This window comes from Moraxella caviae, from assembly GCF_002014985.1.
Taxonomy (GTDB): Bacteria; Pseudomonadota; Gammaproteobacteria; order Pseudomonadales; family Moraxellaceae; genus Moraxella; species Moraxella caviae.
On record NZ_MUXU01000099.1, the window covers coordinates 1 to 13,821 of the forward strand.

The following is a 13,821-nucleotide window of genomic DNA, read 5'->3' on the forward strand; positions in this document are numbered from 1 at the left end:
TAGTTAAACTTCGCATAATGCACGTTATGTTAAATAACGTTTAACATAACATCTACTTTACAACGATCGCCCCCTCCAATCACTGGATAGCAGCCTATCGCATCGGTAACTTGACGCTCATGCAATTCCTCATCAGAATCAAAAAGTTTCTCCATCCGATGATCAAAAGCTGTATTCAAAAAATCAACAATGGTTTTATTTAGCGAAACTTGGTTGTGATCGGTCATCGTGTGCTCTCCAGCGGTAAACATATAACAACCATTCTATCCGACCGCCCAACAATTTTCAACTACGCAGCATCACGCTCAAACACCAGCGGCTTTTCACCCGTCTGCTGCGCCAGCAACTGCAAAAAACCACCCACATTGTTCAAATACAGCTTCTTTTGAGCGCGCGTCATGCCAACGTATAGCAAACGCAGCTCTTCAGGGTCAAGCTCTTCTTTCACACCACCATCTTCGTCCATAAAACTGTCAAGCACGTCATTAGAGAGCACCACATTGTCCCATTCTAGCCCTTTTGAGCGGTGCATGGTCGTAATGATTGGTCCTTTATGCTGGTTAGGGTCAATATTCTCAACATTGGTGATGGCTTCTAATACGTTGCTAAAGCCAATGTTTTGGAACATACGCACATATCCTGATATTTCACTGTCCATTGGGCAAGCATTGGCGTAGTCAATCACATCTTTAAACTCACGAAAGCCTTTTAGCTTAGCATGATCTGATTTGCCATCTTTACGCAGCTGCATCAAAGCAAACATCATCTGCTTGGTTTCTTTAAATGAGATGTTTTGTGGCAATACAGCAGGCACATCATATCCATCTTTGCGTTTATTGACTATGTCAATCACCACATTCACCGCTTCAGCATTAGAGCGTGTCAAAATAGCGTCAATCTGCGACAATGCCTGCGGATTGCCATCGATAATCTTGGTTGGTTTTGTTGGCAAACCATAAATGCGCGACTTACACCCTAGCGCATTCAAAATTGGCTGACAGCACGTTGCAAGTTCCTGCCCAAAACGAAACGATTGCGTCAGTTCTGCTTGTGGCGCATCTAAGTTTTGCATGACATTTTGCGCACCACGAAATGAGTAAATCTGCTGGTATGGGTCGCCTACATAAATCACCTGCGCCTTTTGATTGGCCAAAATCGTGGACATGATAGGATCAGCGTCTTGCGCTTCATCAAACAAGATAAAATCTGTGTCAATTTGTGGTTTTGATAACGCCCAGAGCTTCAAATACACATCATGCCGCCCTGCCAAGCCAATCTTGCCTTCTGGATTGATGAAATCACGCCACATGTCAATCACGATTGGATACAGCTCTTTAGCAAGTACTCTTACATCATCGTCTGACAGTGTTAAATAGTCATTAATGGCACTAACGACATGCTCAAGCTGCGGCTCATCAACTTCTTCTTTATAAAACAGCAATAACGCGTTATCAACAATATTCTTTTGCTGCGCGGCACTGATAATATCGCGCCCTTTCTTTTGAGTTTTTACAACATGGTCGCCCTGCACATCTATGCCAGTTTGCATAACGTTCATTAAAATATCTTCAATTTTAAACATATCCACAAAGTCCCAAATGGCAAAGTCTTCTGCCAATCTTCTGCGCACATGCTCTGGCGCACTTGCCAAAGCAAGCGAATGAAACGTTTTGGCTTTGACATTTTTAGGCATTTTTCTTTGCGCTTCAGTCGCAATGGCTTTGTTAAAAGCTAAATAAACCCCTTCTTTTCCCAAATCTTTAAGCGCATTAGCCACAAATACCAGTGTTGATGTTTTGCCCGCGCCTGCGAATGCCAAAAGCTTCATGGTTTTGCCTTCTTTTGCCAAACGAATGGCGACTTCTTGTTCTGCGGTCGGAGGATAACTCATCGGTTCGAAAGTCCTTGAAAAATAGTTAATATAAATATATAATTAAGGTTATCTTAACATTGTAGGCTATTTTTGGTTGGAAATCAACTGAGAAACTGGCTGGTAAGTTGTTGCAATCCTAGTGATAGACAAAGTAGCCATAGAAAACGAGCGATGGCTAACGCCTGCGCAAGGGGTTTGGATTATATGTTTTTCTTTTTAAGCCTTGTCTGTCGCATAATACATCTGTCGCAAGACAAAAGATTAACTTAACCAACCAACCGTTTAAGGTGAACAAAATGCTACATACACTTCAAACCCCTACAAAAGAGATGACTCACACTGATTGGCTAAAAGCACGCCAAACAGGTATCGGTGGTAGTGATATTGCCGCCATTATGGGTGTATCACCCTACAAAACAGCCTATGACATCTATCTTGATAAGGTTGTAAACATTGATGGTGAGCAAGAAATAAACGAAGCCGCCTACTGGGGAAACGTACTAGAAGACGTGGTTGCCAAAGAATACGCAAAGCGCAATGACGTTAAAGTGCAGCGTGTAAATTACATCATTCGTTCACCAGAATATCCGTTTGCCATTGCTAACATTGATAGAGCGGTTGTCAATCCAGAAATCAGCGGTTCTGTGCGTGTATCAGCAGACAGCACCCTATCAACCGACCGCCTGCTTGAAATCAAAACTTCATCGGCTTATTTGTCAAACAACTGGGGTGATGAAAACACAGACGTGGTTCCAGACCACTACCTATTACAGTGCCAATGGTACATGGGTATCACAAAAACCCCTAAATGCGATTTGGCGGTGCTCATTGGCGGCAACAAATATCAGCAATACACAATCGACTTTGATGCAGAATTGTTCACACAGATGATTGAAGCCGCCCGTGATTTCTGGCTTGATTTGGAAAACGGCATTTGCCCCGACCCAACATCAATTAAGAATATCCGCCACAAGTACAAAAAAGCAGAGCCGGGAACGAGCATTGACATCAGCGAAGATGAACAAGCCATTGAAATTGTCAGCAAATTTCTTGACTTAAAAGATGCTGAAAAAGATTTGAACAGCAAGCTTGATGAAGCGAAAAACGAAATCGCCCTACTGTTCAAAGACAAAGAAAGCCTAGTGCTGGACGGCAAAAGCATTATGACATACAAAAACCAAGTATCAAATCGCTTGGACAGCACGAAGCTTAAAAAGGATATGCCAGAGATTGTAGCGCAGTACATGAAACAATCACAAAGCCGTGTATTGCGAGTGGCAGCCTAAAAAAGTTTTGGTGCGTTACCGCATGCTCCTAGTTACTCTTGGTAGCGCACCACCCTATTTAAAAAATCAAATAAAAAGGAAACAGTTATGAACACCCAAAACACAGACCTAAGCATGAACACAGACTTGGCCACAAGCCCATCACAAGACATCGGCTATGTGAAAACACCAGATAATCTATTGTTGTTTGATGCAGAAATGTTTAATCGTGTCATGCACTTGTCTGAAATCATGGCAACAGCCAAAGCGGTAGTACCAAAGCATTTTCACGGCTTGCCGGGCAACTGCTTTGCAGTGATTGGACAAGCCTTGCGCTGGGGCATGGACCCTTTCGCTGTTGCTCAAAAAACCTTCATGATTAACGACAATGGTATATTGGCGTATGAAGCGCAGCTGGTAAACGCAGTAGTGAATACACGAGCGCCTGTTGAAAGCAATTTGCAGTATGAATGGTTTGGGCCATGGGATAACCTGCTTGGTAAAACAAAAAAGAGCGAGAGCAAATCAGGAAGAGCAATCAGCCATCAAGACTGGGATAAATCACTAGAAACACAAGTCGGTGTAACTGTGTCAGCAACGCTCAAAGGCGAAACCCAACCAAGAGAACTGACCCTACTCTTGGCGCAAGCAGAAACACGCAACTCACCACTGTGGGTATCCGACCCACGTCAGCAGCTTGCATACCTTGCGGCTAAACGCTGGGCACGCCTGCATGTTCCAGAAGTCTTGCTTGGCGTATATACACCAGACGAGCTGGAAAATCGTGAAATGAAGGTGGTAAATGAAACCCCGCAACCAGCCAAGAAGTCATCTGGTGTTGCAGGTTTAAAGCAGCGTCTGCAAGAGCGTAAAACACCTGCTAAGAAAGCAGAGCCAGAAACGGTAGAGCCCAACCCAGCAGACGATACTGCCTATTTTGAAGGCGTAGAAGCACTACAAGAGCGCATTGAAAACGCTACCAGTCCAAGTGAGCTTAAAGAAGTTGGTTTGCGTATTCGTAGCTGTGTCAGCGATGGATTTATTGATGACGCTACCGAAGAAGATTTGCGTGTGCAATATTCAAACAAAAAAACCATGTTTGATTTGATTGCTAAAGTAAGTGAAGCAAACGCAGACAACGTAGGCGACGTGCGCCAAGCATTGTTTGACAACCAGCACCTATTTAGCCAAGACGAAGTACAAGCGATGTTGCAAACATTAGAAGGAATCGCTGGCTAACCAGTAAAACGTTTGAGTGATGTTTGGCTGTGATGCAGCACTCAAATAGTAGGCGGCCGCCATTGCTTTTTATTCTCTTGAGGTAGTGGCGGTTATGTAGCACAAAATCACACCCGCGCGCCACATGGCGAGACTGTGGCACTCATTTTTTGTTGTTTTGTCAATTTTTTCTTCAAAAACTATTGAATTTCATAAATAAGTCTTTATTATTTGTTTAGATTGGCTTAAGTATAAATCAATATGAAGAGAACAGACGCAAAAAACGACGAGCTTTTCTTAGAAGCGTACGCTAAACAAGAAGCGTTCATCTTGCGAACCATCAGTGCGTTTGGCTATAAAAAGCAAGCCACTGAAAAAGAAATACATGAGCAAAAACGTACGTTTAATAACATGATAAGAGTTTACAAAATTCTCTTAATTTTTTGTTATGTGTTATTGGTGCTATGTATGCACTATTTAGGTGGCTTAATCAATATCAGCCTAACTTCACCAAACAATCTAATAGTTGGTGCCCTTCTCTTAGCCACTGTCTTTTTTGCATACGCGCTCTATAGAAGCATACAAGAGCTTAACAGCTTTAGGGATTTGGGAAATCTTATGTTTTTGGGTGACATTTATCAGGCTACCATAGACACATCAAATCAATCAGCCACATAAAGGAAACGACTATGTCTTTTAATCAAGTAACACTGATGGGCCGTGTAGGTCAAGAACCGCAAATCCACACCACCAAGAATGGTGTTAAATTCGCTACATTTTCATTAGCAACAAACCGCGTATGGACGGATAAAAACACTGGTGAGCGCAAAGAACAGACCGACTGGCACCAATGTATCACATACAACAGACGTGCAGAAACTGTTGAAAAATACGTCAAAAAAGGCGACCTGCTTTTGGTTTCTGGCAGCATTTATTACAGAAGCTGGGAAACCGACGCAGGTGAGAAACGCTACAACACTGATATTAGCGTTAATAACCTAACTCTTATGCCGCGCACCGACAAAGGCAAGCCAGCGGATAAAAAAGCAGACGCACCTACGCCTGAAGCGTATGCAAGCGCCCCACTGAACGACAACGTAGTACAAAACTACCTAGACGACAGCGATATTCCATTTTGAATTCCATATACAGAAATTATGTAAAAATACATCGTAGAAACCAGAGAGAAGCCTTATAAAATAAGACTTCTCTTTTTTTACATTAATTTTGACACAATATCTTTAATTTGATAGTATTTATATATGATATTTTTGTAAATTAAATGAATATGCATAGATTAGAAACAGTCCTTTTTTCAAATGGAGAACGTTTTCCTATATTGGTTAATGTTAAAACTGGTATTCCTGATTTTTATTCAACCTTATGGGTAACTGTAGAACTACGTAATCAATCCGCAGTAAACACAATTAGAAATAAGCTGGGAACTATACAGTGGATAATGAATTGGGAAAAACAGAATAATCTTGTTATTAGTGATCTAATTCATAACAAAGTACTCTTAACAGAAAACCAATTAGAATCTCTTATCCAACATATGAGAATAAATGTAAAAAAGCGAAAGAATGTAATCAATACAAAAAAAGTGTGTTAATGAAAGGTAGGACTCAATTTATTGATATTTATTCTGCCGTATCTCTTAGTCATCAATATAATAGACTAACAACGCTTTCAGAATACATATTATTTCTATCTAAAGTAATTAATGTATCTAATGAATATATTGAAAAATTGACGAAACTAATTACTTTAATTAAAGAGTTAAGACCTAAAAATCATAAAACATTATCTATCAAACCAGAAAGTGAGCTACCTGATGGATTGTTAGATGAGTTTATGTCTATTGCGAACTTTTCTAATCCTAATAATCCATTTCAAGATATTGGAATTAGAAAAAGAAACCATTTGATGTTTATCTTATTAAAGGAATTAGGGATTAGAAGAGGAGAGCTATTATCAATTCAAATCCCATTTATTGATATAGGGACAGCTAAATCCTCAATTACAATTAGACGAACGCATGATGATAAATTTGACACAAGGAAGAAGCAAGCTGTAAGTAAAACGAAAGAAAGGCGACTTCCTATTTCACAAAATATAGCTCAACTTATCAATGACTATATTATGAACTATCGCTCTAAGATTCCTAACGCTAATAAACATCCATATTTATTTGTAACCCATCGAAAAGGAAAAACGCAAGGAAACCCAATTAGTACCAGTTCTTTTGATAACGTTATTGTACCAACAATGAAAAAGATAGATCCTAAATTTTCTATTATTCATCCGCATATTTTTCGTCATGAATGGAACTTAGATTTTTCACGAAAGGTGGATAAAAATAATCAAAATATAAATCATGATTTTTCTCATAAAGATTTTATTTCTTCCGAAAAAGAAGCAAAGATGAGACAACATCTTATGGGACATACATCCGAGAAATCAGGAAATATTTATAATCAACGTTATATAAGAGAAAAAGCTAACAAGATATTATTAGATCTTCAGATTGAGTTTCAAAAAAAGGTTGATAATTATGAATCAGAATAAACTTCTTAGACAGTCAAGAGATGGGTATGCATTTGATGAAAATGAAAACTTTTGGCGTATAAGTAAAGACAAAACCATTAACTTTTCTCAACATATATTAAATATAAATAAAAAAACATTAGACGGTTTTAGAAAAACATTAGCAATATATGCCGAAAAATACTCAAGTTATCACGTATCTCACATGTATCAACAGTTTCAACGATTAGTAATTTCAACTAACTTAGAAATAATTAATGTGCCAATAATCTTGGATTGGAAAAATAAACTAGGAAAAGAGCATGAATGGTATTTAGGAGCATTAAAGGGTTTTTTACTGTCATGGCATGAGTATGGCTATTATGGAGTTGATAAATCTGTTGTGTCATTGCTAGAAAGCTTTACGTTAAGTGGAAATGATAAAGGTAAATCGGTATTAATGAGATGCCCTTATACAGGAGCATTTACCGAAAATGAAATTTTGGCTTTAATGGCTGAACTTGCTAGACTTTGGAGAGAAGATCTTATTTCATTTGAAACATATGCATATATTCACTTACTTCAATCTACAGCTAGAAGACCCATTCAAATACGCCATTTAAAATTTGAAGACCTAAGAAAGGAAATCTCTCAAGGAACATGGAATTATTTTCTAAATATCCCTAGTGCAAAAAAAAGAGGAGGGCTATTTAGAGAAACGTTTAAAAAGCTTGCTATCACAGAGGACTTATATTTAATTCTCCTAAACTTTATGGAATATCAATATAAGAAATTGCTTAGTCTGGTTGATGAAACCTTTATTTCTAGTTATAAAATGAAATTACCAATGTTTATTGATTGGAATTGTTTAAAGAAGAATATCAAAAATAGGAATTTTGATCTTTCATTATTAAACAAAGATATTTTTCATTATTCTGCTTCTTCGTTGGAGCTATACGCATTACGAAAATTCTGTATTCACCAAAAAGCAATTTCAGAACGAACAGGTGAAATTATTCATGTAACAGCAAGACGTTTTCGCCATACTAGAGGAACAAATCTAGGAAGAAAAGGGGTTGGGGCAACGATTATAGCAGAGCTCCTAGATCATACAGATACACAAAACGTTAAAGTTTATACTGAAAATACAGCTGATACAGTGCAATACATTGATCGTGTTATGGGTGCTGAAATGGGAAAACTAGCTCAAGCATTTACAGGTAGAATTATTTCTAACTTAAATGAAAGCGAGAGGGGGCACGATCCAACATCTTTAATAACCAATAACGGAATAGATACAATAGGTGCTTGTGGTACAAATGATTTTTGTATAACTGGCTATGAAACTTGTTATTTATGTCCTAAGTTTAGACCGCTCGTTGATGGTCCTCATCAACAAATCTTAAATAAGTTGTATGAGGAAAAGTAAGAACGTTTAAAACAAACCAAAAGCATAGATTATGCATCATCCAAAGATCGTATTATTTTAGCTGTTGAGTATGTTGTTCAAGCTTGCAATGATTGAAAAGAACTATTGGGAGCCACTAATTATGAATAATCTAATTTTTACTCCACAAGATAATAATCCTAAATCTAATTTAGAGCAATTTATTAATTTCAGTAAAAATCAGCTTACTACCTTTGGAAATGATTGCTGGGAAAACAACCAATGGAAAACAACATTCAGCATTTATCCAGTTCAGGTTCGTTTTTCCACAGAAAGAATTAAATCTACAGCTTATAAATATGAGCCATTAGCTGCACCATTCATTGAGTTTGCCAAAGCCTATATTCGTTATACTTATTCTCTAAATCCTATTCGGAATTTAGCCCGACATACTGAATCTTTACGTATAGTTGAAATGGCTCTCTACAATATTAAAGGAAAAGCTGACATACTTCAGCTTGATTATTTAGTTATTCATGAAGTAGAAAATATCGTATCAAAAAAATATAAAAAAGGTACGGAATCAGTCAATAAATTAGGTTATCAAATTCAAAAATTATTTGATTTTTGTAGAGAAAATCAAATTACACCTCAACTACCTTTATGGAAAAGTCCTTACAAACGCCCTAGAGATTTGACTATATTACTGGATGAAAAAGGAAAAGAATACCGCTCCAGTAAAATGCCAACTGATGAAGAAATGATGTTGGTAGCTAAACTCTTTCATGATGCCCCCAATTTAGACAAAGAAACTGAATATTACACAGCTGTTATGGCTCTACTTATGGTTGCTCCATCTCGTTGTTCTGAGTTAATGTCGTTATCTGTTAATTGCTTAGAATGGGAGAATGATAGCTTAGGAAATAAGCAATTAGGTATTCGATGGATACCCGCAAAAAATGGTAAAGTGGGATTAAAATGGGTTCCTAGCTGTATGCAAGATATTGTTGTTGAAGCCGTTAAACGCTTAACAAATATAGGCACCCTAGCAAGAGGAGTTGCTAAATTTGCAGAAGAAAATCCTAATATATTGATGTTATCCAATAAAGAGGCTGCGCCATCCCGTTCTTTATACCAAAAGCCTTTAACTAAAAGTGAAATTTTTGAAGTGCTAGATATTGACAAAAATAGCACTAATACTAAATGGTTTAAAAATTTAATAAGTGAAAATGATGGAATTATAACTTATGAGGTGTTAGGAAAATTTTTATATAAAAAATATACATCAAAATTTCATAATTGGCCTTATGTTGATAAACATAAAAATGTTAAGGTTTCTGAAGCTTTATTATTATTTAGAGAAAATGAATTTCATGATGACTTTTCCCCTAAAAGTTTTTCTTTTGTGTTACCAACGGTGAATCAAATTAATGATAGGTTTTGCTATTCTGAAACTCGTCCTAAAACATCATTATGGGAAAAACATTGTATAGGCACATCCAAAGGAGAATTCATAAGATTACCATCACACAATGCAAGACATTGGTTAAGTACAAAAGCTGAACGAGGAGGAATGGATGAGTTAACTTTAGCTAATTGGGCAGGACGAGCAAGAGTTGCAGATAACAAGGCTTATGATCACAGAACAGAAGAAGAAAAAAGTGAATCAGTTAGGAATTTACTCATTCCCGAAGATATTTCTATCTTAGATAAAATTCATTTGAATCTTCCTATTACCTATGAAGACTTAGGGAAAGATAGAATTGGAATCGCAACGGTAACAGAAATAGGGATCTGTGAACATGATTATGCAATGTCTCCATGTTCTCGTCATGGAGATTGTGAAACATGTAAAGAGCTTGTTTGTATTAAAGGTTTAGAGCACTCCTTAGAAATCTTAAAGGTGCGTGAAGCCCAGATAACCGAACAATTTAATAAAGCTAAAGAACACCATAAAATAGGTGTTTTTGGTGCAGATCGCTGGATAAGTAATTTAGGATGGAGACTAACTCACATAAAAACTAAAATTAAATTCTTAGAAAATGAGAGCATCCCAAATGGTTCCTTATTAAGGATGCCTGATGAGTATGATCCTTCCCCTATTAAATTAGCTTTGTTGGAAAGAGGAATGGATCTAGATATACAGAAGAAAGAAACAGCTAAGTTAGACGATGATTTATATAGACTAATGGAGTTATAGTATGCCTAAAATTCTTATTACAGAAGAAAATTTAGAAGATATAATCATGTTGATTAATACTTGGGAGGGTAAATTAACATGGGATTTACTCTGTCATAAAGTGGCAGAACTACTGAATGTTAAAAGTATTGAGAGACAGTCTCTTGCAAATTATTCAGATATTCAAACAGCCTTTACTAGACGAAAACAAAAAATAAAAGAAAGAGCAAAAGCTAATCCTATACCAAATGTAACTGTGGATTATCTGCAAAAGCAAGTTAAGAATTTAAAAGCTCAAGTACAACGTTTGGAAGAAATTAATGAGCGATATAAACAGCAATTTATTGTATGGCAATATAATGCATATATGCATGGTATGACCCAAGTTACTTTAAATAAGCCTCTTATTGCAGTTAACCGTCAACGTAGGTAATTTATAGGATGTAAGGTAAATTATTTTTACTATAGTAGTCTCTACAAAAGATTGTCTGAAAATCAATTTTCAGACAATCTCTTCACACCTATTAAACTTCTTGATGGGTAGAGTAGAAAACAATTTTCGTCAACATCTACTTCTTCTGGCCGGAGAGATACAGCAGTTTAATGGCGCGTCAAACACTATTGTACTGAACTACGCCACGTCGTTGCCTAGGTGCACGCCCATATCAACCCCTTCTTTCACAATATCTGCCAACGATCGTCCACCACGATTTCCAAGCGGGTTTTCGGGTATTGGTTCAAAATCGGCTTTAATTTTGGATACAACACGGCTTCCGCTGCCATCGCCGGGGCGTTGATGCGAATCAATCCCGATGGCGTATTCAAAAAATCATTTAATGCATCGACTTCTTGGTTTATGGCTTGATAAAGCGGCAAAAGCTGTTCAAAAAACTGTTGTCCCGCTTCGGTTAGCGATACATTGCGTGTTGTACGGTTGAATAGTCGTAGGTTTAGCCGTGTCTCTAAATTTTTCATGCTATGGCTTAAGAATAGCGAAAAATGGGAAGTGGGTTTTTGGATTTGGAAAGGTGGCTTCGGACAATTAAAAAAACATTTCAATCATACTTGAAATATTGAAATTTCTTGTTATAATTACGCCTATGAATACGATACAAGCAAGCAAACTCTTTGAGAGCCTGTCTTCTCCGATAAGACTGGCGATTTTTCAACAACTTACCGCCGCAGGCAGTACTGGCATGATTGCTGGCGACTTGGCAAAACAGCTTAACCTTGCCCCGAATAATGTGTCTTTTCATCTAAAAAGCCTGTTGCATTCGGGGCTTGTGCGTGTGGTGCAGGAAGGACGGCACATGCGTTATTTTGCCGAGCTGGATTTGATGATGGCATTGACCCATTTTCTGACCCAAAACTGCTGTTCTCAAACAGGCGAATCTTGCCAGTGATTTTCAGGCAGCCTGAAAAATTATTGCCAAATATTTCTATATTTCTTGAAAGATTGGAGTAACTATGAACATTACCATTTATCACAACCCAAACTGCGGTACTTCACGCAATGTGCTGGCACTCATCCGCCACGCTGGTATTGAGCCACAAGTGATTGAATATTTGAAAAATCCGCCAAGTGAAACGACTTTGCGTAATTTAATCAAACGCATGGGCATCACGCCTCGCCAGTTACTTAGGACGAATGTAGTGCCGTATGAAACGCTTGGTTTGCAAAACGAAAAGTTAAGCGATGACGAACTCATTTCCGCCATGCTTCGTGAACCGATTTTAATCAATCGTCCGATTGTGGTGAGCGAAAAAGGCGTGAAATTATGCCGTCCGTCCGAAACAGTTTTGGCATTTTTACCGCCTTTTGCGATCCCGTTTGTCAAAGAAGACGGCGAAATTATTAATCATAAGGAGTAAATCATGGGGTTGTTTGAACGTTTTTTAAGCCTTTGGGTGGCGTTGGCGATTGTGCTGGGCGTGGTTTTGGGTGTTTGGTTGCCCAATGTATTTCAATGGGTTGCATCTTTGGAAGTGGCTCATGTGAATTTGCCTGTGGCGATACTGATTTGGCTGATGATTTATCCGATGATGATTCAGATTGATTGGTCGGCAATCAAAGACGTGGGCAAAAAACCAAAGGGCTTATTTTTAACCTTATTTATCAACTGGTTGGTCAAGCCGTTTACGATGGCGGTGTTCGGCTGGTTGTTTTTTCGGGTGTTTTTTGCAGGTTGGGTGGACGCACAGTCGGCACAAGAATACATTGCCGGCATGATTTTGCTGGGTGTGGCACCGTGTACGGCAATGGTGTTTGTGTGGTCGCAACTGGTCAAAGGCGACCCCAATTACACTTTGGTGCAGGTTTCGGTCAATGATTTGATTATGATTGTGGCGTATGCTCCGATTGCAGGCGTATTGCTCGGCGTAAGCGACATAGAAATTCCGTGGAATACCTTGATTTTAAGCACGGTTTTGTATGTGCTGTTGCCCTTGCTGGCAGGCTGGCTTACCCGCTCTTATTTACAAAAATCGGGTAAATCGGTGGCACAATTTTCAGGCAGCCTAAAACCCTTTTCCGTGATGGGCTTGATTTTGACGGTGGTGTTGCTATTCGCCTTTCAAGCCCAAACCATTATTGCCAACCCTTTGATTATTCTGCTGATTGCTATTCCCCTGCTGGCACAGACTTACGGCATTTTTGCCTTGGCTCACGTTTTGGCAAAATGGCTCAAATTACCACACGAAATTTCCGCCCCTGCGTGCTTGATTGGCACGAGTAATTTTTTTGAATTGGCGGTGGCGGTGGCAATTTCTTTGTTCGGTTTGCATTCTGGGGCGGCATTGGCAACGGTGGTCGGTGTGCTGGTGGAAGTGCCTGTGATGCTCTCACTGGTGTGGTGGATAAACCGAAAATCGCTGGGGAATAAAGGGGTGTAGGTTTTTCAGGCAGCCTGAAAGTTATTTTGCAAAATTTAAAAATAAAAGGGGCTGTACTAGAATAACAACCATGTTATACTAGTTTTATGAAGATAACCCATTGTAAACTAAGTAAAAAAGTTCAAAAAAGACTGCTTGAATTTTTTGTACTCGAAGTTACTGCTAGAAGTGCAGCTGATTTACTGGGTATTCACCCTAATTCAGCAGCCCTTTTTTACCACAAAATCCGCCTTGTGATAGAATATCACTTAGCTCTTGAAGCCAACACTGTTTTTGACGGTGAAGTAGAGCTTGATGAAAGTTACTTCGGCGGTATTCGTAAAGGCAAACGTGGTCGTGGTGCAGCTGGCAAGACTGCTGTATTTGGTTTATTAAAACGCAATGATAAAGTTTACACTGTTGTTGTTAAAGATACTAAGACAAATACACTAATGCCAATTATCACAAGTAAAATCAAGCCTGATAGCATTGTCTACACAGA

At 38.4% G+C, this 13,821-nt stretch carries 15 protein-coding genes; 12 read left to right on the forward strand and 3 right to left on the reverse strand.

What is annotated here, in order from left to right; all coding sequences use genetic code 11:
• Positions 1–29 precede the first annotated feature (29 nt).
• Both B0181_RS11455 and B0181_RS11460 read right to left on the reverse strand, forming a co-directional pair.
• A complete protein-coding gene (locus B0181_RS11455) occupies positions 30–227 on the reverse strand; it encodes a hypothetical protein (protein ID WP_143821610.1) in 198 nt (65 codons plus the stop codon).
• 62 nt (positions 228–289) lie between these two features.
• Positions 290–1,891 (reverse strand): UvrD-helicase domain-containing protein, encoded by a 1,602-nt coding sequence (locus tag B0181_RS11460; protein ID WP_078277624.1) that lies wholly within the window; start codon positions 1,889–1,891, stop codon positions 290–292.
• A gap of 278 nt (positions 1,892–2,169) precedes the next feature.
• Here B0181_RS11460 and B0181_RS11465 point away from each other — a divergent pair, with 278 nt between their 5' ends.
• The 8 genes from B0181_RS11465 to B0181_RS11500 all read left to right on the forward strand — a co-directional run bounded on the left by B0181_RS11465 (position 2,170) and on the right by B0181_RS11500 (position 10,881).
• The gene (locus B0181_RS11465; protein WP_078277625.1) at positions 2,170–3,159 is read left to right on the forward strand and encodes a YqaJ viral recombinase family nuclease; all 990 of its coding nucleotides are present in this window, start codon (positions 2,170–2,172) and stop codon (positions 3,157–3,159) included.
• A gap of 87 nt (positions 3,160–3,246) precedes the next feature.
• Positions 3,247–4,377, forward strand: a complete 1,131-nt coding sequence (locus tag B0181_RS11470) for a RecT family recombinase (RefSeq protein WP_078277626.1) — start codon at positions 3,247–3,249, stop codon at positions 4,375–4,377.
• Positions 4,378–4,617: 240 nt separating this feature from the next.
• Positions 4,618–5,034 (forward strand): hypothetical protein, encoded by a 417-nt coding sequence (locus B0181_RS11475; RefSeq protein ID WP_078277627.1) that lies wholly within the window; start codon positions 4,618–4,620, stop codon positions 5,032–5,034.
• 11 nt (positions 5,035–5,045) lie between these two features.
• Positions 5,046–5,495, forward strand: coding sequence for a single-stranded DNA-binding protein (locus B0181_RS11480; protein WP_078277628.1), 450 nt, complete (start codon positions 5,046–5,048; stop codon positions 5,493–5,495).
• A gap of 472 nt (positions 5,496–5,967) precedes the next feature.
• The gene (locus tag B0181_RS11485) at positions 5,968–6,924 is read left to right on the forward strand and encodes a site-specific integrase (RefSeq protein WP_211276087.1); all 957 of its coding nucleotides are present in this window, start codon (positions 5,968–5,970) and stop codon (positions 6,922–6,924) included.
• Positions 6,911–8,311, forward strand: coding sequence for a site-specific integrase (locus B0181_RS11490; protein WP_211276088.1), 1,401 nt, complete (start codon positions 6,911–6,913; stop codon positions 8,309–8,311). Before B0181_RS11485 ends, B0181_RS11490 begins: the two co-directional genes overlap by 14 nt.
• Before the next feature lie 121 nt (positions 8,312–8,432).
• A complete protein-coding gene (locus B0181_RS11495) occupies positions 8,433–10,469 on the forward strand; it encodes an integrase (RefSeq protein ID WP_010907417.1) in 2,037 nt (678 codons plus the stop codon).
• 1 nt (position 10,470) lies between these two features.
• Positions 10,471–10,881: a hypothetical protein gene (locus B0181_RS11500; protein ID WP_010907416.1), complete on the forward strand. Its 411-nt coding sequence runs from the start codon at positions 10,471–10,473 to the stop codon at positions 10,879–10,881.
• A 245-nt stretch (positions 10,882–11,126) separates the two neighbouring features.
• On the opposite strand, the gene B0181_RS11505 is transcribed toward B0181_RS11500, so the two are convergent.
• A complete protein-coding gene (locus tag B0181_RS11505) occupies positions 11,127–11,423 on the reverse strand; it encodes a LysR family transcriptional regulator (RefSeq protein WP_016533797.1) in 297 nt (98 codons plus the stop codon).
• A 125-nt stretch (positions 11,424–11,548) separates the two neighbouring features.
• On the opposite strand from B0181_RS11505, the gene B0181_RS11510 reads away from it, so the two are divergent.
• From B0181_RS11510 to B0181_RS11525, 4 genes are all read left to right on the forward strand, one after another.
• Positions 11,549–11,851, forward strand: a complete 303-nt coding sequence (locus tag B0181_RS11510) for an ArsR/SmtB family transcription factor (protein WP_014550505.1) — start codon at positions 11,549–11,551, stop codon at positions 11,849–11,851.
• 64 nt (positions 11,852–11,915) lie between these two features.
• The gene (gene arsC / locus B0181_RS11515; protein ID WP_047977621.1) at positions 11,916–12,320 is read left to right on the forward strand and encodes an arsenate reductase (glutaredoxin); all 405 of its coding nucleotides are present in this window, start codon (positions 11,916–11,918) and stop codon (positions 12,318–12,320) included.
• 3 nt (positions 12,321–12,323) lie between these two features.
• Positions 12,324–13,340, forward strand: a complete 1,017-nt coding sequence (gene arsB, locus B0181_RS11520; protein WP_047977622.1) for an ACR3 family arsenite efflux transporter — start codon at positions 12,324–12,326, stop codon at positions 13,338–13,340.
• Positions 13,341–13,426: 86 nt separating this feature from the next.
• Positions 13,427–13,821: IS1595 family transposase (locus tag B0181_RS11525; RefSeq protein WP_143821559.1), on the forward strand; the 395-nt coding region annotated here is incomplete at its 3' end.

Bases quoted from the DNA above. Each gene is read 5' to 3' on its own strand.
- B0181_RS11455 (WP_143821610.1), bottom strand. From the start codon at position 227: ATGACCGATCACAACCAAGTTTCGCTAAATAAAACCATTGTTGATTTT.
- B0181_RS11460 (WP_078277624.1), bottom strand. From the start codon at position 1,891: ATGAGTTATCCTCCGACCGCAGAACAAGAAGTCGCCATTCGTTTGGCA.
- B0181_RS11465 (WP_078277625.1), top strand. From the start codon at position 2,170: ATGCTACATACACTTCAAACCCCTACAAAAGAGATGACTCACACTGAT.
- B0181_RS11470 (WP_078277626.1), top strand. From the start codon at position 3,247: ATGAACACCCAAAACACAGACCTAAGCATGAACACAGACTTGGCCACA.
- B0181_RS11475 (WP_078277627.1), top strand. From the start codon at position 4,618: ATGAAGAGAACAGACGCAAAAAACGACGAGCTTTTCTTAGAAGCGTAC.
- B0181_RS11480 (WP_078277628.1), top strand. From the start codon at position 5,046: ATGTCTTTTAATCAAGTAACACTGATGGGCCGTGTAGGTCAAGAACCG.
- B0181_RS11485 (WP_211276087.1), top strand. From the start codon at position 5,968: ATGAAAGGTAGGACTCAATTTATTGATATTTATTCTGCCGTATCTCTT.
- B0181_RS11490 (WP_211276088.1), top strand. From the start codon at position 6,911: ATGAATCAGAATAAACTTCTTAGACAGTCAAGAGATGGGTATGCATTT.
- B0181_RS11495 (WP_010907417.1), top strand. From the start codon at position 8,433: ATGAATAATCTAATTTTTACTCCACAAGATAATAATCCTAAATCTAAT.
- B0181_RS11500 (WP_010907416.1), top strand. From the start codon at position 10,471: ATGCCTAAAATTCTTATTACAGAAGAAAATTTAGAAGATATAATCATG.
- B0181_RS11505 (WP_016533797.1), bottom strand. From the start codon at position 11,423: ATGAAAAATTTAGAGACACGGCTAAACCTACGACTATTCAACCGTACA.
- B0181_RS11510 (WP_014550505.1), top strand. From the start codon at position 11,549: ATGAATACGATACAAGCAAGCAAACTCTTTGAGAGCCTGTCTTCTCCG.
- arsC (WP_047977621.1), top strand. From the start codon at position 11,916: ATGAACATTACCATTTATCACAACCCAAACTGCGGTACTTCACGCAAT.
- arsB (WP_047977622.1), top strand. From the start codon at position 12,324: ATGGGGTTGTTTGAACGTTTTTTAAGCCTTTGGGTGGCGTTGGCGATT.